This is a genomic window from Pseudoblastomonas marina, assembly GCF_014641655.1.
Taxonomy (GTDB): Bacteria; Pseudomonadota; Alphaproteobacteria; order Sphingomonadales; family Sphingomonadaceae; genus Alteriqipengyuania_A; species Alteriqipengyuania_A marina.
This window is the reverse complement of the sequence record NZ_BMID01000001.1, coordinates 1746798-1773104: the sequence shown is the minus strand read 5'-3', so window position 1 is coordinate 1773104 and position 26307 is coordinate 1746798. Positions and strand designations below refer to the sequence as shown.

The following is a 26307-nucleotide window of genomic DNA, read 5'->3' as shown; positions in this document are numbered from 1 at the left end:
GGGCGCCTTTAGGCGAAACCGGGGCCGCGTTCAACGTGGTCGCGCGTGAAACCAGTCGCGGTTTCGGTGCCAGGCAATGGCTGCAGCAACGACCGAGACCGCTATCACGGCAGCGAATGCGCCATATTGCGCGGGCATCGAGGTTGCGTTCGGATCGATCACGGTTTCGGCGGTGTTGAAGGATGCGTGGAGGACGATGCACCCGACCAGCCCGCCACCGCGCGCGTAGAGTAGGCGCGTGAGCAGGATCGAATTGGCCAATCCTCCGATCGCGAGCATGGCCACGAACAGCGGTCCGATCCCGAATTTGGGCAGGTGCCAGAAGAACCACGCGAGGGCGACGAGCAACGCGACGGCGATCGGCGCAAGGCGCGCGGCGAGGACCGGGACGAGGTGACCGCGCCAGCCGATCTCCTCGAGCAGCGCGACAACCAGCAACTGGAGGGTGAAGGCGAGCGCGATATCCGTGATCGAAGGCACGACCACGGTCGCGCCGCTCGCCTTCGCGCCGAGCAGTGCGGCCAAGCCGTAGCCGAAGGGCAGCAGCAGGAGCTTCCACGAGGGCAAACCGGTGTTCGGCGATAGACGCTCGCGGCGAAACAAGCGCGCAAACAGGATCGCGGCCAGGGTCGGGCCCGCCACACCGGCGGCGAGCAGCGAAATCGGCGGCGCCGTGGTGCCGGTGAAGCCCGCCGCCATGCCGACGAGCAACATTGCCGTGGCCGAGAACAGCAATGCGGTCAGCGAAAAGCCGGCGGCGTAGATTGCGGCGGCGCGAAGGTTGGGGACGGTTTTCATAGGTGCGCGCGCATTTGAAGGGGCGAAGCCAGTGCCAGGCTGCCTATTTCGGCGCGTTGTACCTGACCGGCACGACGTCGTGCCTGAACTCGCGCAGCGGCTCGCCGTGGGCGGTGGCCAGCGCGGCTTCGATTGCGGCGCGGGCGCGGGCGCCGATCGCCTTGCGACCGCGGAATTCCTCGGGGCTGAAGGGCTCGAGGAAATGCAGGTCGAGCGTGAAGGTGCCGGGGCGCGCAAGGATGCGCTTCGCGTTGTTGAGGCCGCTCTCGTTGCCGATCCAGCCGAGCCATTCGCCGTATGTGCCGTAGTCGAGCATCACCGGCTGGACCATCACGCCGGGCGGCGGCGGTTCGAGCACCGAGAGCATCGAGGTCTTGAACGGCAGCAGCGACTTGTTGTCGGTGGTCGTGCCCTCGGGGAAGACGGTGACCGACCAATTGTCTTCCAGCGCCTCGCGCAGCGCGTTGATCTGTTCGGCCACCCCCATGCGGTGTTCGCGCTGGACGAAGACGGTGCGGTTCAAGGTCGAGAGCCAGCCGAGCACCGGCGTTTTCTCGAGTTCGGCCTTGGCGACGAAGGCGGTGCCGCTGTGCCCGGCGAGCGCGAGGATATCGATCCACGAGACATGGTTGGCGACGAAGAACACGTCGCGCTTGAGCGGGGTGCCGATCTTGCGCACCCGCGCTCCCGCGATCCACGCGGCCAATCCCAGGAACCACATCGGGAAGGGCGAGCCGTAGGCCGCGACGCGGTAGAGATAGTGGAGCGGCACGAACACCAGCAGCGCGAGCACCAGCGCCGCGATCCGCACCGTGAACACGATCCAGCCGAGCGCCCCGATCGGCGTCGTTTCGCCGCGGGTCGCCGCCTCGCGGGTGTCCGGGTCCTCAGTCCTTGCGGGAGAGCCGGACGCCATACAGTTCCATCCGGTGGTCGACGAGGCGATAGCCGAGCTTTTCAGCAATGACTTTCTGGAGCGCTTCGAGTTCGGGGTCGACGAATTCGACGACCTTGCCGGTTTCGATATCGATCAGGTGGTCGTGGTGCGCCTCGGGCGTGGGCTCGTAGCGCGCGCGCCCGTCGCCGAAATCGTGCCGGTCGAGGATGCCGGCCTCTTCGAACAGGCGGACGGTGCGATAGACCGTCGCGATCGAGATCTTGGGATCGATCTTGCTGGCGCGCTCGTGCAGCATCTCGACATCGGGATGGTCCTCGCTGTCGGAAAGAACCTGCGCGATCACCTTGCGCTGCTCGGTGATCCGCAATCCGCGTTCGGCGCATAGCGCCTCGATGTCGATTTTCTGGTGCACAATATTCCGTATCGCAAAGAAAAGCCCTGCGGCGCAATAGCGCGGCAGGGCGAATCTTCAAATCGGTGGGGGCGATTGCCCCGATCAGGCCTTCTTCTTGCGCCCGCGCTTCTGGCCGGGCTTGCGGCCGAGGCCGATCTTCTTGGCGAGATCGCGGCGCTTCTCGGCATAGTCGGGCGCAACCAGCGGGTAATCGGCCGACAGGTTGTAGCGCGCCTTGTATTCTTCCGGAGTCAGGTCGTGATCGGTCGACAGGTGACGCTTGAGCATCTTCATCTTCTTGCCGCATTCGAGGCAGACGATGTGGTCCTTCTTGACCGACGAACGGATCGAAACGGCCGGTTCGGGGGCCGCTTCCTCTTTCTCGCCAAGGTCGCCGAGGCCGGCGAGGGCACCGTAGACATTGGTGATCAGGTTCGGGACATCGGCGACGTCGACGCTGTTGTTGCTGACATGCGCCGCGACGATTTCGGTCGTGAGCGTAATGAGCGTCTCGGTCATGTCGAGATCGATCTCTTCCATTGTGTTTCCTTGTTTTTCACTTGAGCCTTGAGGGGGTGGCCGGGGGGACGGCCAACGGTCGCGCGGTTAAGCCGTAATCCATGATATAGCAAGCAGACCAACAGGTCTATTTTGTTCGCTCTAGATGGTTAACGCGAAGGTTATTGCGTCCAATTTGTGTCCCGAACGCGTCCGATAGTATTCCTTTCGTCGGCCTATTGGGACAAAACCGATGCGGTCGTACAATCTAACCGCCGGATTTCCTTCGCGCATTTCGAGAAACAGTCTTTCGCCGCCGCGCGCCCGCGCATCGGCAGCGAGCAGCGCCAGTAGCCGGGCGCCGAGACCGGCTTCGCGATGCGCCGGATCGACCGCGATCAGCAGCAATTCCTCTTCGCCCGGCGCGGCGCGCGACAGCGCGAATCCCGCGACCCGACCGTGACGAGCGAGTCGCCGTCCCTCGCGATCCACCACGATCAGGTGGCCGCTGGGCATGGCGAGCATGTCGGTCACCTGCTTGCGCGTCCACGCCTCGTTGTATTCGGGATCGAAACCGCGCGCCATTACCCGCATGACCCCGTCGAGCACGGCTTCTTCGGCCAGGCTCGCCATCAGGTCCGCTCCCGGGCGGCAACGGGCTTGGCATCGGGCGCGCGGCCGTAGATCGCGGCGACGTCGGACGTCAGCGCCTCGGGATTCAGATGGGCGAATCCGCGCGCATCGGGCCACAGCGCCATCGCCATGCCCGCGCCGCGCCGCTCGACCAGCGTCTCCGCCTCGCCCCCTGCGACGAGCGCGGCCGACAGCGAGGCGGCCGCGTATTCGGGCTTGAGCGAGGCCGGCGCGAACAGCTCGCGCCCCTCGGCGTCGTATTGCGCGCAGAACCACTCGCCGTGGCCCCCGCGGGTACAAACCGCAACCGGCTGTGCGCCGCGCTCGGCCCGCGCCATCGCCGCGATCATCGCGTGGGTGGCATAGCCGACCAGCCCCGCGTTCCATGCAAGTGCAAGCGCCCGCGCTGCGGCGATCCCCACCCGCACGCCGGTGAAGCTGCCCGGGCCGCGCGACACCGCGATCCGGCCCGCGCGGCCGCGCTCGGGAAGGTGGGCGATCATCGGTACCAGCCGTTCGGCATGCCCGCGCCCGAGCACATGGTGTTCGTGCGCGATCAGTTCGCGCCCTTCGAACAGGGCGACGGAGCAGGCCTCGGTGGCGCTATCGATCACGAGCGTACGCATCGCATCCGCCTAATCGGCGCGCGCGCCGGCTGCAATCACTCGAAGCGGTTGAATTTCTCGAATTCGGGGCGCGGCGAACGGTCGAAGATGCTCTCGCGATCGCCATGGCCGATGCCGCAGATGAAGTTCGACCGGTGCCTGGGCGCGTCGCCGAAGAAGGCCTTGTCGACCTTGTCGTTGTCGAAGCCCGACATCGGGCCGCAATCGAGGCCCAGTGCGCGCGCGGCGATCATCAGGTAGGCGCCCTGCAGCGAGGAATTGCGGAACGCGCCTTCCTTGCGGCCGTCCTCGTCGCCCTCGAACCAGCTCTTTGCATCGGTGTGCGGGAACAGCCACGGCAATTCCTCGTGGAAATCGATATCGTAACCGACGATCGCCACGACCGGGGCGGTCAGGATCTTGTCCTTGTTAGAATCGATCGCGGTGTCGGCGAGCTTCCGCTTCGCCTCGTCGCTCCGGCACCACACGATCCGCGCCGGCTGCGAGTTGGCAGAGGTCGGCGCCATCTTCATCAAGTCGTAGATCGCGCGAATCTGTTCCTCGCTCACGTCCTTGTCGAGCCAGCCATTGTAGCTGCGCGCGTCGCGGAAGATGATGTCGAGGGCGTCGTCGGAAAGGGTATCGGCCAAGGGTCTCGTGCTCCGTCTGGTTGGGGAAAATCAGGCTGCGCGGACTTCAACCACTTCGGGCACGTAATGTTTCAACAATCCTTCGATGCCGTGCTTGAGCGTGGCGGTGGATGAGGGGCAGCCCGAGCAGGCCCCCTGCATCTGCAGATGGACCACGCCATCCTTGAACCCGCGATAGCGGATGTCGCCACCGTCGCCGGCAACGGCGGGACGCACTCGGGTGTCGAGCAGTTCCTTGATCTGGGCGACGATATCGGCGTCGGCCGGATCGTCCTCGATCTCGATCCCGCCATCGTCCTCGGGCGGCACCGCAATCCCGTTGCCGCCGGTCGCGCCGGGTTTGAAAAGCGGGGTCTTGGTGACGAAGTGATCGAGCAGCACCGCCACCACCTGCGGCTTCAAATCGGCCCATTGCACGCCGGGCGCGGCGGTCACCGAGACGAAATCCTTGCCGAAGAAGACGCCGGTGACGTCGCCGAGCGCGAACAGCATTTCGGCGAGAGGGGATATCTCGGCATCCTCGGGCGAGGCGAAGTCGCGCGTGCCGTCGTCGCCCATCACCGGGCGACCGGGCATGAACTTGAGGGTCGCGGGATTGGGCGTTGTTTCGGTTTCGATGAACATGCACACGATGTAGCGACGCGATCCGCCCCTGCAAGGGGAGGGGGATATTCACTCGCGCTTCATGGGGTGCGACGATATGCCCCCAGCATGACCTTTCTTCCGCGCGCATTTGCCGCCTTTGCCTTCCTCGCCTCCGCCGTCGCCGCGCCGCTCCACGCGCAGAACCACGATTCGACCTCGACCGTGCAGGTCCAGGCCGAACCCGAAAGCCTGCAGCGCGGCGAGGACAACTGGTTCTACGAAGGCTCCGACCTGGAACAGGAGCGCGCCTGGCTGTTCGGCGAGCTTCCCAACGGCCTGCGCTATGCGGTGCGCCGCAATTACGTGCCGCAGGGCCAGGTATCAGTTCGCGCGCTGGTCGATGCGGGCTCGATGTACGAGACCTACACCGAGCACGGCTACGCCCACCTGCTCGAACACCTGCTGTTCCGCGAGAGCAAGTATCTCGGCCCGAACGAGGCCTTTTCGCGCTGGCAGGCGATGGGCGCGCAGATCGGGATCGACGCCAATGCGACGACCAGCCCGACCCAGACAGTCTACCAGATCAACCTGCCCAGCGCCGCGCACGACGATGTCGACGAGACGTTGCGGCTGTTTTCGGGGATGCTCGCCGCACCGGTGCTGTCGGACGCGAACGTGCGTCGCGAACTGCCGATCGTCCAGGCCGAGAACCGCGACGGTGAAAGCGCACAGCGCCGGGTTGCCGAACGCCAGCGTGAAATTTTCTATCGCGGGCAGCGGCTCGGCGAGACCCAGCCGGGCGGCACGCCTGAAACGCTTGCGGGCGCCACGGGAGCGAGCGTTTCGGCTTTCCATCGCCGCTGGTACCGGCCCGACAACACCGTGCTGGTGGTGGTCGGCGATATCGATCCGGTCGCGGTCGCGCGGATGATCGAGGCGCATTACGCCGATTGGCGCGCCGAAGGCCCGGCGACCGAGGCACCCCGTTTCGGCGATCCGGAGGCACCCGGCGATGCCGTCGCATCGGACGGGATCCTGCCGCCGCTGGGCGAGGCCGCGACGATGGTCGAGCCCGATCTAGCACCCTCGCTCAGCTGGGCGATCCTGCGGCCCTGGCGGCCGGTGCTCGACACTAAGGAATACAATCGCGGCCTGATGCGGAGCTTCATCGCGCAGGCGGTGATCAACCGCCGGCTCGAGGCGCGCGCCCGCGCGGGGGCCTATCTCTATGCCTCGGTGCGGCAGGACGATGTGTACCGTTCGACCGATGCGACCTACATCTCGGTCGGTCCGCTCGAAAGCGATTGGGAGGGCGCGCTCGCCGAGGTGCGCGGGATCATCGCCGATGCCATCGCCACCCCGCCGACGCAGGAGGAAATCGACCGCGAGGTCAGCGAATACGAAGTCGGCTACCAGGACTATTTCGACAAGCGCAACCTGCAGCCCTCGGACGAGCTCGCCGACGATCTGGTCGGGGCGATCGATATCCGCGAGACGGTGACCTCGCCCGGCGCCGTGCTGCGCCTTTTCGCCAGTGCCAAGCCGTCCTTTACCCCGGAGGCGATCCATGCCGCGACGCGCGATCTGTTCGAAGGCACGGTCGGGCGCGCGCTGCTCGTCACCAACCGACCGGACACGGCGGACGATGCCGCGCTGGCGCTCGCGCTGACCCGAGAGGTCGCGGCCAATGGCGAGGCGCGCCTCGCCGCCGCCGATGTCGATATCGACAGCCTGCCCGCTGTCGGCGAACCCACCGAACCGGAGATCACGCAGACCGGGATCGAGGCGATCGAACGGCTCGACTGGGGCAATGGCGTTTCGGCGCTGATCTGGCCCAAGACCAACGAGCCGGGGCGGCTGACGGTCAAGGTCCGCTTCGGGGCTGGCCGCCGCGCGTTTTCGGCCGAGGACGTGCCCTATGCCGCGCTCGGCGAAATGGCGCTGGTCGCAGCGGGGCAGGCGGGGCTCGACAACGAGGCGCTCGACCGGCTGACCACCGGGCGCAAGATCGGCTACCAGTTCACGATCGAGGACGGGCGCTTCGTGCTCGAGGCCGAGACCCGCAATGAAGACCTCGCCGACCAGCTCTACCTGTTCGCCGCCAAATTCGCCTATCCGCAATGGGACGAGGGCCCGGTCCGTCGCGCGCGTGCGGCTGGCATCCAGGGATATCGCAGCTACGCAACCAGTGCGCTCGGCGTGTTCGAGCGCGATCTCGAACAATTGCTGCATGACGGCGATCCGCGCTTCCGCTCTCCCACGGGGGAAGATTTCGAAGGCACCACCCAGGCGCGTTTCGCCGAGCTGTGGGGGAAGATCCTCGCTTCCGGCCCGATCGAGGTGCAGGTCTTCGGCGATTTCCGGCGCGAGGCCGGGATCACGGGGCTCAACCGCACCTTCGGCGCGCTCGCCCCGCGTCCGGCGCTGCCGGTGGATACCGCCAGCGCCACCGTCCCCGTCACTGCGCCGACAGCGACGCCGATCACCGTCACCCATCGCGGGGCCGACGACCAGGCGATGGCGGTGATGGCGTGGAACACTGCGGGCGGGATTGCCGATTATCGCCAGGCGCGAAAGCTCGAGGCGGTTGCGACGATCTATTCGAGCCGCCTGCTCGATGCGCTGCGCGAGCGGATGGGCGCGAGCTACACCCCGCAAATGGTGTCCCAATGGCCGGTCAGCGTCGAGAACGGCGGGCGCATGCTCGCGATCGCGCAGGTGAAACCCGAGGACGTCTCCGCGATCTACGAGGAGATCGATCGCATCTCGGCCGACCTGGTCGCCAACGGACCGACCGAGGCCGAGCTGGCCAAGGCGCTCGAACCGATGCGGCGACTGCTGCGCCCGGGCCTGCTCGGCTCGGCCTTCTACATGTGGCAGCTCGAGGATGCGACGTTCGACCCCCGCCGCTTCGCGCAGATGGACACGGTGTTCGAGGACTTCTCGCAGGTGACCCGTGAGGACGTGCAGGACCTCGCGCGCCAATATCTCCGACCCGAGGATGCGATCCGGATCGCGATCGTGCCGGAGGACTGATCGACGAAACCGATCGAGGATTTTCTGGCATCCACCCGGTGCGCTTACTATGTCGCGGGGGATGAAGCAGGATTGGTCTCCCGATAGCTGGCGCCGCTACGAGGCGCGGCAATTGCCCGAATATGCGGACGAGGCGGCCCTGCGCGCGACGACCGACGAGCTCGCCGAACGCCCGCCGCTGATCTTCGCGGGAGAAGCGCGCGCGCTGACCGAGGACCTCGCCGAAGTCGCGCGCGGCGAGGCTTTCCTGCTGCATGGCGGCGATTGCGCCGAGAGCTTCGCCGAGTTCCACCCCGACAATATTCGCGACACCTTCCGCGCGATCCTGCAGATGGCGGTGGTGCTGACCTTCGCCGGGCGGATGCCGGTGGTGAAGCTGGGCCGGATGGCGGGCCAGTTTGCCAAGCCGCGTTCGACCCCGACCGAGCGGCAGGGCGATGTCGAGCTGCCCTCCTATCGCGGCGACAGCATCAACGGGATCGATTTCGACGCCGCCGCGCGCGAACCCGATCCCAGGCGCATGGTGCAGGCCTATTCGCAGGCCGCCTCGACGCTCAATCTGCTGCGCGCGTTTGCCGGCGGTGGTTATGCCAATCTGCGCCAGGTCCACCAGTGGACGCTTGATCATATCGCGAGCTCGCCCTGGGCGCAGCGCTTCACCGAAACCGCCGACCGGATCGGCGAGGCGCTCGATTTCATGGAAGCTTGCGGGGTTGATCCCGCCACGGTCCCGCAGTTGCAGGGCACGACCTTCTACACCAGCCACGAGGCGCTGCTGCTCCCATTCGAGCAGGCGCTGGCGCGCAAGGACCCGCTGACCGGCGACTGGTACGGCTCCTCGGCGCACCTGTTGTGGGTCGGCGACCGCACGCGTTTCGATGGCAGCGCACATGTCGAATTCCTGCGCGGGATCGCCAACCCGGTCGGCATCAAGTGCGGCCCCTCGCTCGATCCCGAGCTCCTGCTGCGCCTGCTCGACACGCTCAACCCGGCGCGCGAGGAGGGGCGGATCACGCTTATCTCGCGCTTCGGGCACGAGGCCATCCATGACGGCCTGCCGCCGCTGCTGCGCGCGGTGGAGCGCGAAGGACACCCGGTGGTGTGGAGCTGTGACCCGATGCACGGTAATGTCGTCAAGACCGCGGGCGGCCTCAAGACCCGTCCGTTCGAGCGGATTCTCGCCGAGGTGCGCGGTTTCTTCGCCGCCCACCGTGCCGAGGGTACCCATCCCGGCGGGATCCATGTCGAGATGACCGGGCAGGATGTGACCGAATGCGTCGGCGGTGCGGTGGCGATCACTGACGACCGGCTGGGCGATCGCTACCACACCCATTGCGACCCGCGCCTCAATGCCGCGCAATCGCTCGAACTCGCCTTCATGCTGGCGGACACGCTGCGGGACCAAGCGGCCTTCGGCCCCGACGCGAAATCGAATGCCGCCTGAGCGATCGGATCGGCAAATCTTTCCCATCTGAAATTGCCGGGAAAATAATCGCCGCCCGAGGGTTTCAATGAGTGAACGGTCGCTTATGCTGGGTCGACCGGAGCCCGAGGGAGAGTTTCGCTGGCCGAGGCAGCATTACCGCTAAGTGCACCCGATTGGTGCGCCGAGAAGCGAGCCGAGCATTTTCGCGACGTGCGTTCGTTGACCGAAGCGCTCGCAGCGCCGCTGGGCGATGCCGATGCGACGATCCAGTCGATGGAGGATGCCTCCCCCGCCAAGTGGCACCTCGCGCACACGACCTGGTTCTTCGAGACCTTCCTGCTGAGTGAACACGTCGATGGCTACGAGCCCTTCGACCCCGACTGGGCGTTCCTGTTCAATTCCTATTACGAGAGCCACGGGGAGCGGAACGCACGCTTCAATCGCGGAATGATCTCGCGCCCCTCGCTCGACGAGGTCCTCGCCTATCGCGCGCACGTGAACGCGGCGATGGAGCCGCTGCTTGCCGACGATGAGCTGGCACCACTGGTGGTGCTCGGTTGCGCGCACGAACAGCAGCATCAGGAATTGCTGCTCACCGACATCAAGCACGCTTTGTTCCAGAACCCGCTCGGCCCGGCGATGTTCGACGCGGCACGGGATCCGGCCGCGAAACGATGCGAACCCGAATGGCTCTCCTACCCCGGCGGAATCGCGAAGATCGGCCACCAGTCCGATGGCTTCGCCTATGATTGCGAAGGTCCGTCGCATCGTGCGCTGCTCGAACCCTTCGCTATGCGTTCGACGCTGGTGACCAATCGCGAATGGGCCGAGTTCGTCGCCGATGGCGGATATGACGACGCGCTGCTGTGGCTGTCCGACGGCTGGGCCTGGGTGCAGGAGAACGACGTGCAGGCGCCGCTCTACTGGCGTGATGGAGAGCAGTTCACCCATGCCGGCTGGCGCGCGCGCGACCCGGATGCTCCGGTCACCCACATCTCCTATTTCGAGGCCGATGCCTTCGCGACATGGGCGGGCCGGCGCCTGCCGACCGAGTTCGAATGGGAAGCGATCGCGCGCGGGCAGGATTGCCCCGAATGCGATGCCGCCTTCGACAGCGCGGCGGGCAACCAGCTTGATGCCGGGCGGATCGGCGCCACCCCGGTCATGCCACGCGGCGGGACCGAGCTGTTCGGCGATTGCTGGCAATGGACCCGCTCGGCCTATCTCCCGTTCCCGCGCTTCCGGCCCGCCGAAGGCGCGGTAGGCGAATACAATGGCAAGTTCATGAGCGGGCAGTTCGTGCTCAAGGGCGCGAGTTGCGCCACCGCGCGCGGCCATTCGCGCGCTTCCTACCGCAACTTTTTCTACCCGCACCAGCGATGGCAGTTCACCGGCCTGAGACTGGCAAAGGATATCTGACTTATGGCCGCAGAAGAGGGCATCGCGCTCGTCGACAAGGACGAGCAGGGGGTCGATCGCGCCTTCCGCGAGGAGGTGCTGACGGGCCTGTCCTACGACCAGAAGGCGGTCCCCGCCCGCTGGCTCTACGACGATGACGGCTCGCAACTGTTCGAGGACATCACCCAGGTCGAGGAATACTACCCGACCCGCGCCGAGACCGAGATCCTGACCGAGCGCGGGGCCGATTTCGCCAATGCGATCGGGCCGGGCAGGGCGGTGGTCGAATTCGGGTCGGGCAGTTCGGTCAAGACCCCGCTGCTGCTGCGGGCGATCGATCCGGCGGCCTATGTCCCGCTCGACATCGCGGGCGATTTCCTGCGCGCCGCGGCAGCCGACTTGGCGCAGCAATTTCCCGGTCTGGCGGTCCATCCGGTCGAGGCGGATTTCACCAAGGAAGTGGCGCTTCCGCCCGAGACCGCCGACATGCCTAAGCTCGGTTTCTTCACCGGGTCGACGATCGGCAACATGGTGCCGCGCACCGGGGTCGACCTGCTCCGCTCGATGCGCGCCACGCTGGGTGCGAAATCGATGCTGCTGATCGGGATGGACCTCGTGAAGGACCGCAAGGTGCTCGAGGCCGCCTACGACGACGCCAAGGGCGTGACAGCCGCCTTCAACCTCAACCTCGCGCATCGCATCAACCGCGAATTGGACGGTACGATCCCGGTCGATGCGCTGCGCCACGAAGCGCGCTGGCACGACGATTATGCCCGGATCGAGATGCACCTCGTCGCGACGCGCGACATCACCTTCGAGGTGGCGGGTCGCAAGTTCGCGATGGCCGAGGGCGAGAGCATCCACACCGAGAACAGCCACAAGTTCAGCCGTCGCAGCGCCTTCATGCTGCTGCGCGCGGGCGGCTGGACGCCCTTGCAGCGCTGGCTCGACCGGCAGGAGCGCTACAGCCTGATCCTGTGCCGCGCGGCTGAAGAACGCATCGCGCCGTAACTTTCCCGGGCTCAGGCGCGCTCAGCCTCATCCCATTCAGCTTTCCTGTCCGTCTTCTGAACGACCGTTCCACTTTCGGTTCACCGATGGGGGCGCACGGTTCACCTGTTCCCCAACGGAACCCCGCCCTTTCCCGGGCCGCCGGGGGGGGCGGCGCAACACGGGAAGAGGAGAGAAGCATGTCCTATGCGAATACCCATAAGGGGCCGGACCCCAGGGCAATGGCCGCCGCGACCGCGATCCAGGTCGGGATCGCAGCGCTGGTCATCACCGGGCTGTCGAGCGGGTACGTTCCGTTCGTCGAAACGCCCAAGCCCAATCCGACCGCCGTCATCTACGACCCGGTCGAGCCGCCACCGCCCGAGCCGACCGCTTCGCCGGACGTGCCGAAGACGGGCGACACGGTGATTTTCACTCCGAAGCCTCGCACCGAGTTGCCGGCGCCGGCGACTGGTGTCCCGACGACCGACGTTCCCCAGTTGACCGACGACTGGTTCGTCGTGCCCGGCACCCCCGCGAGCGGCACGCCGGGCCCGGCGGTGACGCCCAGGCCCAGCCCGACCGTCGCCTACACGCCGACCGGCCCGGTGCCGTCGAGCCCGCCCGCGAGCTGGTTCAGCACCGCCGACTACCCGTCGATCTCCGCGCGGCGCGGGGAAGAGGGCACGGTCGGCTACCGGCTCGAAATCGGCGCAAATGGCAGGATCGAGAGCTGCACGGTGACGCGTTCGAGCGGCCATAGCGCGCTCGACCGCGCGACCTGCCGCCTGCTGCCGCGGCGCGGCGCGTTCTCTCCCGCGCGCGACGATACCGGCGCCAGGGTCAAGGGGACGTTCTCGGCCGAGATCGTCTGGCGCTTGCCCTGACCGAGACCGGCGGCCGGTCGCGTGCCGGCCGCCGACATCCCATCGGATGTTGCCGCTATGCAACATCGGTGAACGCAAGCACAGCTCTTGCCTGTTAGAATCTTGCGCGGGCACGTCAAATTGTGAAAGTATCAACCCGCCTGGTCGCGGAATGGGGAATTTCGCGACGATTTGAAAGGACGGGACTGATGAGAACTTTCGCAACGAGATCGAGCCATGCCATCGGCTATCGTGCGGCCTTGCTGGTCGGCGCCGCCACGCTGCTCGCCGCTTCGCCGGCAATGGCGCAGGATACCGGGGAGAGCGACCAGGAAGACGCCGCGACCCAGCCGACCGACGAGGTTCCGCCGCAGAACCGCATCGTCGTGACCGCGACCAAGCGCGACCAGACGATCCAGGACGTCCCGTTCTCGATCAACGCGCAAACTGCCGAGGACATCCGGAAAACCGGTTCGGCGAACATCGAAGACATCTCGCGCAACGTCGCAGGGCTCACGGTCCAGAACCTGGGCCCCGGCCAGAGCCAGGTCGCGGTGCGCGGCGTGTCGGCGGGGCAGGTCGTCCGCGACCAGCCGGGCGTGAAGGAACAGGTCGGCGTCTATCTCGACGAATCGGTCATCTCGCTGTCGCTGTTCACCCCCGATCTCGACCTGTTCGACCTGCAGCGCGTCGAGACGCTGCGCGGTCCGCAGGGCACGCTGTTCGGATCGGGCTCGGTCGGCGGGACGATCCGCTACATCACTGCGCAGCCCGAACTCGGCGTGACCGAAAGCGTCATCGAGGCGGGCGTCACCGCGATCGACGGCGGCGATGCGGGCTGGAGCATCAAGGGCGCGACCAATGCGCCGCTCGGCGATATCGGCGCGATCCGCATCGTCGGCTACCACACGAGCTACGCCGGCTTCATCGATGCGATCGGTCCGGCCGGGGGGCAGGACATCAACGACGGCACGCGTGCGGGCGGCCGGATCGCGATGCGGCTCGAACCGGCGCCCGGTTTCAGCATCACGCCGCGCTTCGTCTATCAGCGGATCGACGTGAACGGGTTCAACCGGCAGGACGTGTTCAACCTCTATGCCAACGAGTTCACCACCCCGCCGACGGTCTACGACGACCGCCAGCAGTACCTGCTGCTGCGCGAGGCGTTCGAGGACGAGACCTTCCTCGCCGATCTGGTGGTCGAAATCCCGCTCGGCGACTCCGTCGGCCTGACCTCGGTGACCTCCTATACCGATCGCGACATCCTCGTCAGCCGCGATGCCAGCGCGCTGACCGGATCGGTTTCGGTCGACCTCGGCTATCCCGTCGCAGCGGTGAACCTGCCATCGAACCTGCGCGACACGACCGAGTTGCAGAGCTTCACGCAGGAAGTGCGCGCGTCCTCGACCGGCGAAGGACCGTTCCAGTGGGTGTTCGGCGCATTCTATTCGCAGGTGGATCGCACCTATGCCCAGCGCCTGCCGACTCCGGGCTATGCCGCCGCCACCGATGCCACGCTGGGCGCGGGAACCTCTGCGGCGGTCGCCAACGGCTTCCCCAACCTCGATTCTCCCTACAATGCCGACCTGCCCTACGACATCCAGCAGGTCGCAGTGTTCGGCGAGGGTACCTACGAACTGACCGAGCGCCTGTCGGTTACCGCGGGCGCGCGGTACTACGATTTCGAGGAATCGCGTCAGTTTCTCTCGGGCGGCCTGTTCGCCAATGGCGACAACAATTTCGACACCACCGAATCCGACGGGATCAGCCCACGGGTGATCCTCGCCTACGACGTGTCGGACAACTTCACCCTCAACGCGCAGGCGGCGAAAGGCTTCCGGCTCGGCGGTGTCAACGATCCGCTCAACGTGACGCTCTGCTCGGCACAGGACGAGGCGCTGTTCGGCAGCTTCCAGTCGTATGAAGACGAGACGCTCTGGAACTACGAGGTCGGTGGCAAGGCGTTCGGCGATTCGTTCAGCTTCAGCGCCGCGGCGTTCTACAACGACATCAACAACCTCCAAGTCACGCTCGACGCCGGCAGCTGCTCCTCGCGCATCGTCTTCAACGTCGAGGACGCCTATTCGGCCGGGGTCGAGATGGAACTCGAGTTCGCACCGGCCGAAGGCTACGACGTGAGCCTGGCGATGAGCTATATCGACGCGCAGTTCGATACCACGCTGCCCGGCGCGCTCACCGCCGCGACCGGGATCCGCGACGGCAACCGGCTGCCCTCGGTGCCCGAATTCCAGATGTCGGCGGCGGCCAGCTACGAGTGGGATTTCTCCGACAATGCGACCGGCTTCTTCGGGGGCTCGTTCCAATATGTCGGCTCACGCTTCACCCAGCCGGCGGACCAGGAGAACAACCCGCGGACCTTCGTCTCGAACCTGCCCTTCGCAGGAGCGCCGGGAACCGACAGCACGACGCTCGATCTCGAATTGCCGGCCTATTCGCTGCTCAATTTCAGCGCCGGGGTCGATTTCGACAGCGGGCTGTCGGTGATCGTCTATGCCAACAACGTGCTCGACGAGAACCCGCTGCTGTCCTTCGACCGCGAACGCGGGGGCCGCGCGCGCCTCGGCTTCCAGGTCGGCCAGCCGCGGACCTTCGGGATGACCGTGCGCAAATCGTTCTGATTGCTTCAAGTCGAGAATTCGGGGCATCGCCGCGCGGCGGTGCCCCTTTTTCATGCCGACCTGTCTTGTGCGAACAGCACACCGGTCGCATATAGGTTGGCATGAGCGACGTGGAGGGTATCGAGCGGGCGAAGGTGCCCGAAGCTGGCGGCGACGAAGGGCTTACGCCGGTCCATCCCAATTACCGTACGGTGCTGCGCATCACGATTGCGCTGACCGCGCTGCCGTTCCTGGTCGGCGCGAGCGTGCTCGAGCTCGTGCGACCGTTCGACGACGCGGTGCCTGGCGGCATCTTCGTCGGGCCGGTGCTGCTGCTGGCCGGGTTCTTCCTCTGGCGCTGGCCGCGACGTCGCTACCAGGCGCGCGGCTACGATCTCGGGCGCGACCGGCTGCGGGTGGCGCGCGGGGTGTGGTGGCGTTCGGACACGATCGTGCCGTTCGGCCGGGTCCAGCATATCGACGTCGATCGCGGGCCGCTCGAACGCGCCTTCGGCCTCTCGACGATCGTCCTCCACACGGCGGGCAACCACAATGCGAGCGTCTCGCTGCCCGGCCTGCTCGACGAGGACGCACTCGCCATGCGCGAGGAAATCCGCGCGCACATCAAGCGCGACACGCTGTGATCGACGCGGCGGAGACGCCTGCGCCGATCGCGCCGGAAGATCACGCGGCAGTGACGGTTGCAGAAGGCGAGCCCGTCCGGCGCACAGCGCCGATCGGCCTGCTCGTCCGACTGGTCGATTCGGTGCGCCAGGCGATCCTCCCGGCGATCGGTATATTCTTCGTCGCCGGCGAAGTGCGCGAGGCGCTGGGTTTCCTGCCGCTGCTCGGTCTCGTCGTCATGGTCATCGGCTTCGTCACCTGGCTCGGCTGGTGGAAGACCACCTATCGCGTGGGGGCGGAAGATATCCGCGTCGAAAGCGGGATCGTTTCGCGCCAGGCGCGCTCGGTGCCCTACGAGCGGATCCAGGACGTCAGCCTCGAGCAACCGCTCGTAGCGCGGCTGTTCGGGCTGGTGCGGGTCAAGTTCGAGACGGGCGCGGGCGGAGGCGAGGACCTGAACCTCGCCTATGTCACCGAAAGCGAGGCCGAGCGCTTGCGCGAAACCGTGCGGGCGCAGCGAGAGGGCGCCCTCGACATCGATGCCGACGACCCTGCCGCCGAGGCCGCGACCGCGGACGGGCAGGCGCTGTTCGCGATGGACGAGAAACGCCTGTTGCGGTTCGGCCTGTTCGAATTCTCGCTGGTGATCTTCGCGGTGATCTTCGGTGCCATCGGCCAGCTCGACTTCCTGTTCTCGTGGGACGACATGTACGATGCGGTGCTCGGCGACGCGCTTGAGGGGCAGGGGCGCAAGCTTGCCGCGATGGGCCTCGCCGCCCAGGTCCTGAGCGCGATCGCCGCGGCGGCCGGGGTGGTGGCGCTCGGTCTCGTCACCGGGGTCGTGCAGACCTTCGTGCGCGATCACGGCTTCCTGCTCGAGCGCACGGCCAAGGGCTTCCGTCGCCGGCGCGGCCTGTTCACCAGGACCGATGTCGTGATGCCCGCGCACCGGGTGCAGGCGATGACGCTCGGCACGAAGTGGTTCCGTCGCCTGTTCGGTTGGCACTCGCTCAAATTCGTCAGCCTCGCGAGCGATGCCAAGAAAGCGAGCCACGTTGTCGTCCCCTTCGGGCAAATGGACGAGATCGTCCCCGTTGCCGAGGCGGCGAGGATAGCGCTTCCCCCCGAAAGCATCGCGTGGGTGCGTCCCACCCCGAAGGCGTGGATCGACACCGCGCTGATCGTGTCGGCCGGGATATTGGTGATCGGTGCAGTGGTAGCGACCACCGTCAGCCCGTGGTTGCTTGCCGCACCGGTCCCGCTGCTCGCGGTGGTTGGTGGGCTCAGCTGGTTCAGCTGGCGGCGCCACCGCCACGCGACCGCGCTCGAACAGGTCTTCGTGCGCACCGGGATCCTCTCCCCGCAGCTGACCGCCGCCCCCAAGGTCAAGCTCCAGTCGGTAGAGATCGCGCAGGGCCCGCTGGCGCAATGGCGCGGCTATGCCACCGTGCAGTTTGGTCTGGCGGGCGGAACGATGGAGATACCCGGCGTTCCGATCGACGAGGCCAGGCGTCTCCGCCACGAAGTGATCGAAGCGATCGCCGCGGTCGACTTCTCCGTCGCGCAGGAAGCCTGACGGCTCGTCGGACAGGTCGATCAACCGCGATCGGGAGCGATTTTGCTCCGGGATATCCTTCCCCGAAGCTCCTGTTCACCGCGGGCTCGATCCGGCGGTCAGTCACCGAGCGGGATTTCGGCAACGTATTTGGTCGCCCGCTCGCCGAGGCGCTCGACGATCGCCTTGCGGACCTCCTTGTAGATATCCTCGTTGAGAACGAAGCGCGCGGCGGCCTGTACGATCTTGATCGAATCCGAGCTCCAGCTGAACCACAGGAAGCGCTTTTCCGAATGGTGCGCGGTAAATTGCATGCCCGTCAGGATCATTGCGACATCGCCATTGTCCTCGCGGGTACAGGGCAGGATCTGGAAATTGCCCTTGGAACCGTCACTCGATTTCGAATCCCAAACGGTCATCTGCTTGGAATCGTCGCTCATTTCCTTGAGCGCCTCCATCGTGGCGGCGACCATCGCGATCTCGTTCGCGGTCGCGAGGCCGCCGAGGATCGTCAGCACCGCCTGGTCGAGCTGCACGGTCGTGCCGCCCGAAGTGTAGCTGCTGAAGTTGAAGCCGGGGCGGTTCCACCCGATCTGGCTCAGGACCTCGACATACTGGTGGTACCATTCCATCGGCTGCGACTGGCGGTCGAACGCGGCATCGGCCGCCAGTTGCGCAAACAGCGTCGCATTCTTGGTGTCGGACCGGTTCTGGCCGGTCAGATTGGCGGTGAACGAGGCGAGGCTCCCGCCGACCACCGAAGCGGTTTCATCGCCCTCGGGATCGTCGGCCATCGGACCGACATCATCGCGTGCCCGCGCGATCGCGCGGTCGAATGCCTTGTCTTCGGGCGGGAGTTCGACGCTTCGCACGAAATCCAGCGCCTGCTTGCTCTTGTCTGACATTGATCGCCTCCTGATTGGTGGAGGCCCGGTGATGCGAACCGGCGCAGCGAAACGGCAAACCGAATTCGCTCGGCAGTGGATGTTCAAGGCGATGGCGAGCGCGATTAATCCCCGCAACCGGCCAGTTGGGGACTTTCAGTCCGGTCTGGATTGAAGACCGAGCATCGCCGTCCGCGGCGGTGATACGCGCCGCATACCGCGCAATAGTCGGGCAGGACTTAGGCGACGTTCTGGAGCGACGCGCGGGACACCAGCTTCGAATTCACCGGGCGGCTCAGGAAATAACCCTGCAGGTGCGTGCAGCCCATCGCGCTGAGCACATGCATCTGTTCTTCGGTTTCCACCCCCTCGGCCACCACGCCCATCTGCAATTTTCGGCCCAGCCGAACGATCGCTTCGACGATCGCCTTCGCGGTGTGCGATCGATCGATTTCGTTGACGAAGGACCGGTCGATCTTGACCCGGTCGAAGGTGAAACGCTGGAAATAGCTCAGCGAGGAATAGCCCACGCCGAAATCGTCGAGCAGCACCTGGATGCCGTGGGCACGCAAGGCCTCGAGCTGCTCGAAGGTCCGATCGACATCCTGAATCAGGAGGCTTTCGGTCACTTCCATCTGCAAACGTTCGGGGGGAAAGCCCGTGGATTCCAGCGTATCGATGACCCGGCTTGGCAGGCTCCCCGAGTGGAACTGGAGCGGCGAAAGATTGACCGCGACGCAGATATGCGACGGCCACTGCAATGCCGCCTCGCAGGCCTGCTGCAGGACCTGGGCTTCGAGCTCCCCGATTAGTCCGCATTCCTCCGCCAGCGGAATGAACGTCTCGGGCGAGATCGGGCCGCGGGTGGGGTGGTTCCAGCGCGCCAACGCTTCTGCGCTGACTATCGACCAGTCCTCGACCGAGTATACGGGCTGGAATTCGAGGGAAATCTCGCCATTCGCGATGGCTTCGCGCAATTCGGTTTCGAGCTCGCGCTGGTCCTTCAGCACCGCATCCATTCTCGAATCGAACACGCAATAGGTGCCGCGACCGTCGGCCTTGGCCCGATACAGTGCCAGGTCGGCATTTCCCCTGAGTTCGTCGGTGGTCTTTCCGTCATGCGGAAAGCCGACCATGCCAATCGACGTTCCGATATAGCAGTTCCGGTTGTCGACCTCGAACGGGCGCGCGAGATCATCGATCGCGCGTTGCGCCAACTCTATTGCCTGCGCTTCGCAATCCGCACCCTCGATGATCGCCGCGAACTCGTCACCGCCGATCCGGGCGATGTGGTTGTCCGACCCGACGATCGCCTGCAGGCGTTCTCCTACCATTTTCAGGACCCGGTCGCCGACAAGGTGTCCGAACTGGTCGTTGATCGCCTTGAAGCGGTCGAGATCGATGCTTAGGAGCGTGAAGGGTGCCTTCGCATTGACCAGGTCGTGCATGATCTCGGTGAGGTGCGACCGGTTGTAGAGCCCGGTCAGGGCATCGTACCTTGCGAGCTGGAGGACCTTGGCCTCGACCCTGCGGGTCTCGCTGACATCCTCGGACAGGCCGAGGATGTAGCGCGATTCACCGTCCGCGCTGTCCATGATCACGCGCTTGGTCCGGACATTGGCGGTTTCGCCGTCGTCGCGCACGAATTGTCCCTCGAAGGTGAAGGGGGCCGCGAGCGCGATCGCCTGCGTGTCGCGGGCCTCGTAGTCTGCGCCCTGATCGGGGAACAGCTCGCGGTCGGTTCGGCCGATGATGTCTTTCGCCGGACGGCCGATCAGTCGTTCGGCAGCCGGGTTCACGAACACGTATTCGCGTGTCGCCACGTCCTTGACGAACAGCATCGCCGGCAGGTTTTTCACGATCGTGTCGAGCAGCGTGACCGCGTGCCGTTTTTCCGCTTCGAGCCGCTTGCGGACGCTGATGTCCCTGATGATCGATGCAAACCCGATCCGCTCATCCGCTTCGCCGATACTCGCAAACGACAATTCGGTTGGGAACCGCGATCCGTCGGCGTGCAGTGCCTCTCGCTCGACGAAGCCGTCGTTCGAAGCCGAGGGTTCGAACGCGCCCCACCTATCGCTGCGCGACGGGCAATCAGGGAAAAGCGCGGAGAATTGGCGGCCGACGATGTCGGTTGCGGATTGGCCGAACATGCGCTCGGCCGCAGGATTGCAGAAGAGGATCCTGCCGGCATGGTCGGCCGCCAGGATGGCGTCGGACGTGACCGATGCGAATTCCCTGACGATGCGGTCGAGCGTTGCGCCGGGCCGGTTTCGGATCGACGACCTGGCAAGCGCCTGCAGGTCCTGCCAGCAGGACAGTTCGGTCGACAGCGGGATTTCGGGGTGCCCGAACACGCACAGTGCGCCCACGCACTTGTCCGCGCAATCGAACAGCGGGACGGCGGTCGAAAGAAGCCGGTGGCCCGATTCTTTGGAGCCGGGCTGGAGGCATGCCCCTTCGGCCTCAGCCCTTTCGCGCACCACCGCCTTTTCGCCGGAGCCAATGGCCCGCTGACAGAGCGCGACGATCTCGGCGCGCCTGCCTCGTTCCCCTCCGTGGATACTTTCGAACTGCTCGCCGCGGCGATCGAGCAGGACGATGGCACTGCCTGCGGCATCGAATATCTTGACTGCGATGCGCAGGAGCCTGGCCGCGTCTCCGTCGGGCTTCGCCCGAACCTGGTTCCGGTCGATCCCTGCGTCCGCCTCGCTGGAGCTCGCTCGGAATTTCCGGGAATTCAACAGGCTCATGCCGACCTGATAAAGCATGGCGCCTAATATTTCATTGAATTTTATCTTCGTAATGGTCGTGGCGACATCACCCGTCGAAGACCAGCCGCAGTAGCGACTGCGGACCGGGCCATCGGCTGCGCCATGCAAGCGGCCGGTTCGCGCCCGTTTCGCACCGAAATCGGGCAGCCCGCGTCCGCTATCGATATCGAGGAGGGCTGGCTGGGGTGGCAGGGATCGAACCTGCGAATGGCGATACCAAAAACCGCTGCCTTACCACTTGGCTACACCCCAGCAGCGCGCGCCCATATAGCGCGGTGGACGCGGATGTGAAGGGCGAGATGAGGATTGTTCAGGTGTGCCCTCGACATCCGTCGATGGCTTGCGGAGGAGTCCTGGGACCGAGGTCAGGCGGATGCCTGACCGCACCCAGCAACCTACATTTTCTTCCCCGCGAAATCGGCGGCGGAGTGGCGTTCGAGCAATTGTTCGTCGTCCTCGCCCCAGGCCTTGGTGACGATCCGGCCGCGCTTGACCGCGGGACGGGCGGCGATCTCCTTCACCCAGCGCGCGACGTTTTCGTATTCGTCGATCGAGAGGAAGGTCTTGGCGTCGTTGTAAATCGTGCCCTCGACGAAGGGAGCGAACCACGGGAAGGTCGCGATGTCGGCGATCGTGTAGTCGTCACCGGCGAGGTAGTTCGTCTCGCCCAGCCGCTGGTCGGCGACGTCGAACAACCGCTTGGTCTCCATCGAATAGCGGTCGATCGGGTATTCGAACTTCTCGGGCGCATAGGCGTAGAAATGGCCGAAGCCGCCGCCGATGAAGGGCGCGCTGCCGACCTGCCAGAACAGCCAGCTGAGCATTTCGGCGCGATGTTCGGATGACAGGAAGGCACCGAACTTTTCGGCCAGGTGAAGCAGGATCGCGCCGCTCTCGAACACGCGCACTTCCTCGTCGCCGGTAAGGTCGAGCAGGGCGGGGATCTTGCTGTTCGGATTGATGCCGACGAAGCCCGAGGTGAACTGGTCGCCTTCGCCGATATTGATCGTGTAGGCGTCGTATTCGGCATCGTGGCCGGCTTCGAGCAGTTCCTCGAGCATGACCGAGGCCTTCACCCCGTTGGGCGTCGCCAGCGAGTAGAGCTGGAAGGCATGCTCGCCGCGCGGCAGCTCGCGCGTCTCGCGCGCGCCGGAGGTGGGCCGGTTGATATTGGCGAACTTGCCGCCGCTTTCGGTGTTCTTCCAGACTTTCGGCGGCGTGTAGGCTTTGGGCATCGGCGGGTCCTTGGTTCGGTTTCGATCTGCGACCGTGTCTGGCCGAGATGGGGCATCGGGTTACGCGCACAAGGGCCGATTTCGCGATCACGTTGATCGACAGGTCAGGGGGAACCGCTCGCGCGGTAAGGCGGTTTGACTCTTTCGAAGGGACGCAACCCGATGACGAAGCTGATCTATGTCGACGACGACATGCCGGGCATCACGCGCAAGGGAGCGGGGCGCGGCTTCGCCTATTACGATCCCAAGGGGCGCTTGATCACCGACCAGGCGGAGAAGGACCGATTGAACGCGATCGCGCTCCCGCCCGCCTACACCGACGAATGGTATTGCCCCGCGCCCAACGGCCACATCCTCGCGACCGGCTACGATGCGCGCGGGCGCAAGCAATATCGCTACCATCCCGATTTCCGCGCGCAGCAGGAAAGCGAAAAGTTCGATCGCTGCGCTGCCTTCGGCAACCTCCTGCCGCTGATCCGCGACCGGGTGGCGAAGGATTTGCGCTCGCCCAACCTGACACGCGAGCGTGCGCTCGCGAGCGTGGTGCGGCTGCTCGATACCGGGAGCATTCGGATCGGGAACGAGGGCTATACCCGCGAGAACAAGAGCTTCGGCGCGACCACCTTGCGGCGCAAGCATGCCGAGGTGAAGGGTCGCAGCCTCGTGCTTCGTTTCACCGCCAAGGGGGGCAAACGGCGCGAGATGCGCGTCACCGACGGCAGTCTCGCCAATTTCGTCAAGCGGATGCAGGACCTGCCCGGCCAGCACCTGTTCCAGTTCCTCGACGAGGATGGCGACCCGCACCCGATCGATAGCAGCGACGTCAACGAATACCTCCGCGAGACGATGGGCGAGGCCTTCACCGCGAAGGATTTCCGTACCTGGCATGCGAGCGTCATCGGACTGGGCGAGCTTGCCGCTGCCGAGGGCGAGCTGACGATCAAGGCGCTGACGACCGAGGTCGGCGAGCGGCTCGGCAATACGCCCGCGATGGCGCGCAAGAGCTACATCCATCCCGCCGTGATCGCGCTGGTCGGACGGCAGGAGAAATGGCGCGCCAGGCTGCGCATGCCGCGCAAGACCAAGTGGCACAGCCGCGAGGAGCGGGCATTGATCGAGCTGCTTGAACATGCCCCCAGCGCGGCCGAGCTGCTGTCGCTCGCTGGCTGACTTGAAATCATGCGACAGGTGCTAGATTTTGATTTACAGCGCCTGCCAGTTTCAAGGGTCCCGCAGTTTCCATGCAACGCCTAGCCCGTTTCAATATCGGCGATCGCTATGTCAGCGATACGCGGCGGCAGCTCGCCGAGATCGCGTTCGGCCTGCTGTGCGGCGGGGCAATGGTGGGCATCCGCGCGCTCGTGAACTTGTGGGCGCCCGAAAGCGGGCCCTTCGCGATGATCTACCCGGCGGTGCTGATCGCGACGCTGTTCAGCTCGTGGCGGGGCGGGATCTCGTGTTTCGTGCTGACCTTCGGCTGGGCGTGGTATTTCGTGCTGCGCCCCCAGGGAGATTTCGCCTTCGAGGACCCGACCGATCCGGCGCGGGTGGCGATCAATGCGGTCTGCGTCCTGGTCGTGGTCCTGTTCGCCGAGGCGTTTCGCCGCGCGGTGCGCAACAATGCCGAGCTCGCCGAGGACCAGCTTGCTCGCAAGCAGGTGCTGATGGCCGAGCTCGAGCACCGCACGAAGAACAATTTCGCGCTGGTCGCCGCCTTGCTCGAGATCCAGAAGAAGCGCGAGAAGGATCCGCGGCTCGATGTTGCGTTCGACGATGCGATCCGCCGCGTGCGCACTTTCGCCGAGGCCTATTCGAACCTCCAGCTCGAGCAGGAGGAGGGCGCCGAAACGGCGATGAAGCCCTATCTTGAAAACCTCGCGGGCCGGGTGGCGAGCGCCGCACTGCACGACGGGGTCGATCTCGACTGCGATATCGCCGACGTCACCCTGCCGCGCGAAATTGCGGTCGCGATCGGGCTCTATGTCAACGAGGCGATCGCCAATTGCGGCAAATACGCCTTCGCCGACGGGCGCGACGGATCGGTCGAGGTGTCGCTCATCCATGACGGCAAAGCGTGGACGGCGACAGTCGTCGACGACGGGGCCGGTACGTCCGCGCGCCCGAACGAGGGCGGCGGCCTCGGCGCCCGCCTGCTCAATGCCTTCGCCCACCAGGCGCGTGCATCGCACCTGTCCCATATCGACGAAAACGGTGCGACGATGGTGCTGACCGCGCTCCCGCGCGAGGACTAGCCGAGCTTGGTGATCCAGCCGTGGCGGTCCTCGACCGTGCCGGTCTGGATCCCGACCAGCCGCTCGCGCAGTTTCTGGGTCAACTGACCCGGACCGCCCGATCCGATCTCGAAGCTGTAATCCTCGGCCGTGACCTTGCCGACCGGGGTCACCACCGCGGCGGTGCCGCAGGCCAGTGTCTCGACCAGTTTCCCGCTTTCGGCATCGGCGCGCCACTGGTCGATCGCATAGCGTTCCTCGACCACGTCGAGCCCTTCTTCACGCGCGAGCGTGAGGATGCTGTCGCGAGTGATACCGGCGAGGATCGTGTCGCCCAGCGGCGGGGTGACCATACGACCGTCCTCGAACACGAAGAACAGGTTCATCCCGCCCAGTTCCTCGACCCACCTGCGTTCGACCGCGTCGAGGAACACGACCTGGTCGTGCCCCGATGCCAGCGCCTCGCCCTGCGGCACGAGGCTGGCGGCGTAATTGCCGCCGCATTTGGCGAAGCCCGTCCCGCCCGGCGCGGCGCGGGTATAATGCTCGCCCAGGCGGATCGAGATCGCCGGGGCACCCGACTTGAAATAGCCGCCGGCGGGCGAAAGGATCACCATGAAGGCGTATTCCTTCGCCGGGCGCACGCCGAGGAAGGCCTCGGTCGCGATCATGAAGGGGCGGATGTAAAGCGAGCCGCCCTCGACGCTCGGGAACCAGTCCCTGTCCTTGAGCACCAGCGCGCGGATCGCGCCGAGGAATGCCTCTTCGGGTAGGTCGGGCATCGCGAGGCGCGCGGCCGAGCGGTTGAACCGCCGGGCGTTTTCCTCGGGCCGGAACAACGCCAGCGAGCCGTCGGCGTGGCGATAGGCCTTCAATCCTTCGAAGATTTCCTGCGCGTAGTGGAGCACCGAGGCGCTGGGATCGAGTTCGATCGGTCCGCGCGCCATCAGCCGCGCATCGTGCCAGCCCTTGTCCTCGTGCCAGTCGATCCGGACCATGTGATCGGTGAACAGCTTGCCGAAGCCGGGATCGGCGATCGCCTGTTCGCGGGTCGCCGACGGGACCGGGTTGGGGTGTTCGATATGGCGAATGTCGTATTCCGGCGCGTCGGCCATGGTATCTCCCTCGGGTTTGGTTGGCCGGTTAGGCGAGCCGGTGATTTTCGACAAGAGGAGGGAAGGGATGCGGTGCAGGTGGTGGGGAAAGTCTTTGTGTTTCGCTCGCCCATCCGGAGTCTTTTGTTTGGGGCCCTCAAACGCCGGGCGCAGCGCATCCGCGCTGCTTGGCTTCGGCCAAACGGCCGGCGTGCGGTCGCACGCGTGCGCGCTGCCGCGCGCAAGTCCTGGACGGACATCGCGATGAAGCGCCAAGCGGACACGGCGAAGGCGGTCGCCCGAGGCCGACCAGGCCGAGGCAAGCCCGACCGGGCGCCCGCAGGTGCCTCGGAGCAAAGCGGAGAGAACAGCACCGAGGATGCCTGCGCGGATGCTCGGGCGTAACCACACAAATGAGAAGGGCGGCCCCGCGATCTGCGGGAGCCGCCCTTTTCATGGTCAGCGGCCGTCAGCGCCGCTTCACGAGGTCTCTATCTTTTACCTTGGTGGATCAA

Annotated in this window: 22 protein-coding genes and 1 tRNA gene; 10 read left to right on the top strand and 13 right to left on the bottom strand. The window is 65.8% G+C overall.

The genetic code is table 11. The annotated features are described in order from the left end of the window. Positions 1–30: 30 nt before the first annotated feature. From IEW49_RS08715 to IEW49_RS08680, 8 genes are all read right to left on the bottom strand, one after another. The gene (locus IEW49_RS08715) at positions 31–798 is read right to left on the bottom strand and encodes a CPBP family intramembrane glutamic endopeptidase (protein WP_188642306.1); all 768 of its coding nucleotides are present in this window, start codon (positions 796–798) and stop codon (positions 31–33) included. 43 nt (positions 799–841) lie between these two features. After that, on the bottom strand, positions 842–1714 hold the full coding sequence (locus IEW49_RS08710; RefSeq protein WP_188642305.1) for a lysophospholipid acyltransferase family protein: 873 nt from the start codon (positions 1712–1714) through the stop codon (positions 842–844). Further along, entirely contained in the window at positions 1686–2108 is a 423-nt protein-coding gene (locus IEW49_RS08705; RefSeq protein ID WP_188642304.1) for a Fur family transcriptional regulator, read from the bottom strand. Before IEW49_RS08705 ends, IEW49_RS08710 begins: the two co-directional genes overlap by 29 nt. A gap of 84 nt (positions 2109–2192) precedes the next feature. After that, positions 2193–2630, bottom strand: a complete 438-nt coding sequence (locus IEW49_RS08700) for a Ros/MucR family transcriptional regulator (protein WP_188642303.1) — start codon at positions 2628–2630, stop codon at positions 2193–2195. Positions 2631–2750: 120 nt separating this feature from the next. After that, positions 2751–3221 (bottom strand): GNAT family N-acetyltransferase, encoded by a 471-nt coding sequence (locus IEW49_RS08695; protein ID WP_229658139.1) that lies wholly within the window; start codon positions 3219–3221, stop codon positions 2751–2753. Further along, on the bottom strand, positions 3221–3847 hold the full coding sequence (gene tsaB, locus IEW49_RS08690; protein ID WP_188642302.1) for a tRNA (adenosine(37)-N6)-threonylcarbamoyltransferase complex dimerization subunit type 1 TsaB: 627 nt from the start codon (positions 3845–3847) through the stop codon (positions 3221–3223). Before tsaB ends, IEW49_RS08695 begins: the two co-directional genes overlap by 1 nt. A gap of 35 nt (positions 3848–3882) precedes the next feature. Beyond that, positions 3883–4476, bottom strand: a complete 594-nt coding sequence (locus IEW49_RS08685; RefSeq protein WP_188642301.1) for a malonic semialdehyde reductase — start codon at positions 4474–4476, stop codon at positions 3883–3885. Positions 4477–4506: 30 nt separating this feature from the next. Beyond that, positions 4507–5100, bottom strand: coding sequence for a NifU family protein (locus IEW49_RS08680; RefSeq protein ID WP_188642300.1), 594 nt, complete (start codon positions 5098–5100; stop codon positions 4507–4509). An 87-nt stretch (positions 5101–5187) separates the two neighbouring features. Here IEW49_RS08680 and IEW49_RS08675 point away from each other — a divergent pair, with 87 nt between their 5' ends. The 8 genes from IEW49_RS08675 (at position 5188) to IEW49_RS08640 (ending at position 17595) form a co-directional block, all read left to right on the top strand. Beyond that, complete coding sequence (locus IEW49_RS08675; protein ID WP_188642299.1) at positions 5188–8097, top strand: M16 family metallopeptidase; 2910 nt, start codon at positions 5188–5190, stop codon at positions 8095–8097. 61 nt (positions 8098–8158) lie between these two features. Next, a complete protein-coding gene (locus tag IEW49_RS08670) occupies positions 8159–9541 on the top strand; it encodes a class II 3-deoxy-7-phosphoheptulonate synthase (protein WP_188642298.1) in 1383 nt (460 codons plus the stop codon). Positions 9542–9661: 120 nt separating this feature from the next. Beyond that, positions 9662–10942 carry an ergothioneine biosynthesis protein EgtB gene (egtB, locus tag IEW49_RS08665; protein ID WP_188643155.1) on the top strand — a complete coding sequence of 427 codons (1281 nt, stop codon included), beginning with the start codon at positions 9662–9664 and terminating at the stop codon, positions 10940–10942. 3 nt (positions 10943–10945) lie between these two features. Further along, complete coding sequence (gene egtD, locus IEW49_RS08660) at positions 10946–11932, top strand: L-histidine N(alpha)-methyltransferase (RefSeq protein ID WP_188642297.1); 987 nt, start codon at positions 10946–10948, stop codon at positions 11930–11932. Between the two features lie 221 nt (positions 11933–12153). Continuing rightward, on the top strand, positions 12154–12798 hold the full coding sequence (locus tag IEW49_RS08655) for an energy transducer TonB (RefSeq protein WP_188642296.1): 645 nt from the start codon (positions 12154–12156) through the stop codon (positions 12796–12798). A 188-nt stretch (positions 12799–12986) separates the two neighbouring features. Then, positions 12987–15416 (top strand): TonB-dependent receptor, encoded by a 2430-nt coding sequence (locus IEW49_RS08650; RefSeq protein WP_188642295.1) that lies wholly within the window; start codon positions 12987–12989, stop codon positions 15414–15416. Between the two features lie 101 nt (positions 15417–15517). Then, complete coding sequence (locus IEW49_RS08645; protein ID WP_188642294.1) at positions 15518–16039, top strand: PH domain-containing protein; 522 nt, start codon at positions 15518–15520, stop codon at positions 16037–16039. Next, positions 16036–17595, top strand: coding sequence for a PH domain-containing protein (locus IEW49_RS08640; RefSeq protein ID WP_188642293.1), 1560 nt, complete (start codon positions 16036–16038; stop codon positions 17593–17595). Before IEW49_RS08645 ends, IEW49_RS08640 begins: the two co-directional genes overlap by 4 nt. Before the next feature lie 98 nt (positions 17596–17693). On the opposite strand, the gene IEW49_RS08635 is transcribed toward IEW49_RS08640, so the two are convergent. The 4 genes from IEW49_RS08635 to yghU form a co-directional block, all read right to left on the bottom strand. Beyond that, positions 17694–18479 carry a hypothetical protein gene (locus IEW49_RS08635; RefSeq protein ID WP_188642292.1) on the bottom strand — a complete coding sequence of 262 codons (786 nt, stop codon included), beginning with the start codon at positions 18477–18479 and terminating at the stop codon, positions 17694–17696. Between the two features lie 218 nt (positions 18480–18697). Further along, positions 18698–21229, bottom strand: a complete 2532-nt coding sequence (locus IEW49_RS08630) for a putative bifunctional diguanylate cyclase/phosphodiesterase (protein ID WP_188642291.1) — start codon at positions 21227–21229, stop codon at positions 18698–18700. A 180-nt stretch (positions 21230–21409) separates the two neighbouring features. Continuing rightward, positions 21410–21484, bottom strand: a tRNA-Gln gene (locus tag IEW49_RS08625). A 143-nt stretch (positions 21485–21627) separates the two neighbouring features. Further along, entirely contained in the window at positions 21628–22467 is an 840-nt protein-coding gene (yghU, locus tag IEW49_RS08620; RefSeq protein WP_188642290.1) for a glutathione-dependent disulfide-bond oxidoreductase, read from the bottom strand. A gap of 162 nt (positions 22468–22629) precedes the next feature. Between yghU and IEW49_RS08615 the strand changes: the two genes are divergently transcribed. After that, a complete protein-coding gene (locus IEW49_RS08615; protein WP_188642289.1) occupies positions 22630–23637 on the top strand; it encodes a DNA topoisomerase IB in 1008 nt (335 codons plus the stop codon). Positions 23638–23708: 71 nt separating this feature from the next. Then, positions 23709–24719, top strand: coding sequence for a sensor histidine kinase (locus IEW49_RS08610; RefSeq protein ID WP_188642288.1), 1011 nt, complete (start codon positions 23709–23711; stop codon positions 24717–24719). On the opposite strand, the gene IEW49_RS08605 is transcribed toward IEW49_RS08610, so the two are convergent. Then, positions 24716–25813 (bottom strand): branched-chain amino acid aminotransferase, encoded by a 1098-nt coding sequence (locus IEW49_RS08605; protein ID WP_188642287.1) that lies wholly within the window; start codon positions 25811–25813, stop codon positions 24716–24718. The genes IEW49_RS08610 and IEW49_RS08605 overlap by 4 nt on opposite strands. Positions 25814–26307 lie beyond the last annotated feature (494 nt).

What these genes read in the sequence shown, in the direction of transcription:
- IEW49_RS08715 (WP_188642306.1), bottom strand. Translation starts at nt 798, where the DNA reads ATGAAAACCGTCCCCAACCTTCGCGCCGCCGCAATCTACGCCGCCGGC.
- IEW49_RS08710 (WP_188642305.1), bottom strand. Translation starts at nt 1,714, where the DNA reads ATGGCGTCCGGCTCTCCCGCAAGGACTGAGGACCCGGACACCCGCGAG.
- IEW49_RS08700 (WP_188642303.1), bottom strand. Translation starts at nt 2,630, where the DNA reads ATGGAAGAGATCGATCTCGACATGACCGAGACGCTCATTACGCTCACG.
- IEW49_RS08695 (WP_229658139.1), bottom strand. Translation starts at nt 3,221, where the DNA reads ATGGCGAGCCTGGCCGAAGAAGCCGTGCTCGACGGGGTCATGCGGGTA.
- tsaB (WP_188642302.1), bottom strand. Translation starts at nt 3,847, where the DNA reads ATGCGTACGCTCGTGATCGATAGCGCCACCGAGGCCTGCTCCGTCGCC.
- IEW49_RS08680 (WP_188642300.1), bottom strand. Translation starts at nt 5,100, where the DNA reads ATGTTCATCGAAACCGAAACAACGCCCAATCCCGCGACCCTCAAGTTC.
- IEW49_RS08675 (WP_188642299.1), top strand. Translation starts at nt 5,188, where the DNA reads ATGACCTTTCTTCCGCGCGCATTTGCCGCCTTTGCCTTCCTCGCCTCC.
- IEW49_RS08670 (WP_188642298.1), top strand. Translation starts at nt 8,159, where the DNA reads ATGAAGCAGGATTGGTCTCCCGATAGCTGGCGCCGCTACGAGGCGCGG.
- egtD (WP_188642297.1), top strand. Translation starts at nt 10,946, where the DNA reads ATGGCCGCAGAAGAGGGCATCGCGCTCGTCGACAAGGACGAGCAGGGG.
- IEW49_RS08655 (WP_188642296.1), top strand. Translation starts at nt 12,154, where the DNA reads ATGGCCGCCGCGACCGCGATCCAGGTCGGGATCGCAGCGCTGGTCATC.
- IEW49_RS08650 (WP_188642295.1), top strand. Translation starts at nt 12,987, where the DNA reads ATGAGAACTTTCGCAACGAGATCGAGCCATGCCATCGGCTATCGTGCG.
- IEW49_RS08645 (WP_188642294.1), top strand. Translation starts at nt 15,518, where the DNA reads ATGAGCGACGTGGAGGGTATCGAGCGGGCGAAGGTGCCCGAAGCTGGC.
- IEW49_RS08635 (WP_188642292.1), bottom strand. Translation starts at nt 18,479, where the DNA reads ATGTCAGACAAGAGCAAGCAGGCGCTGGATTTCGTGCGAAGCGTCGAA.
- IEW49_RS08630 (WP_188642291.1), bottom strand. Translation starts at nt 21,229, where the DNA reads ATGCTTTATCAGGTCGGCATGAGCCTGTTGAATTCCCGGAAATTCCGA.
- yghU (WP_188642290.1), bottom strand. Translation starts at nt 22,467, where the DNA reads ATGCCCAAAGCCTACACGCCGCCGAAAGTCTGGAAGAACACCGAAAGC.
- IEW49_RS08615 (WP_188642289.1), top strand. Translation starts at nt 22,630, where the DNA reads ATGACGAAGCTGATCTATGTCGACGACGACATGCCGGGCATCACGCGC.
- IEW49_RS08610 (WP_188642288.1), top strand. Translation starts at nt 23,709, where the DNA reads ATGCAACGCCTAGCCCGTTTCAATATCGGCGATCGCTATGTCAGCGAT.
- IEW49_RS08605 (WP_188642287.1), bottom strand. Translation starts at nt 25,813, where the DNA reads ATGGCCGACGCGCCGGAATACGACATTCGCCATATCGAACACCCCAAC.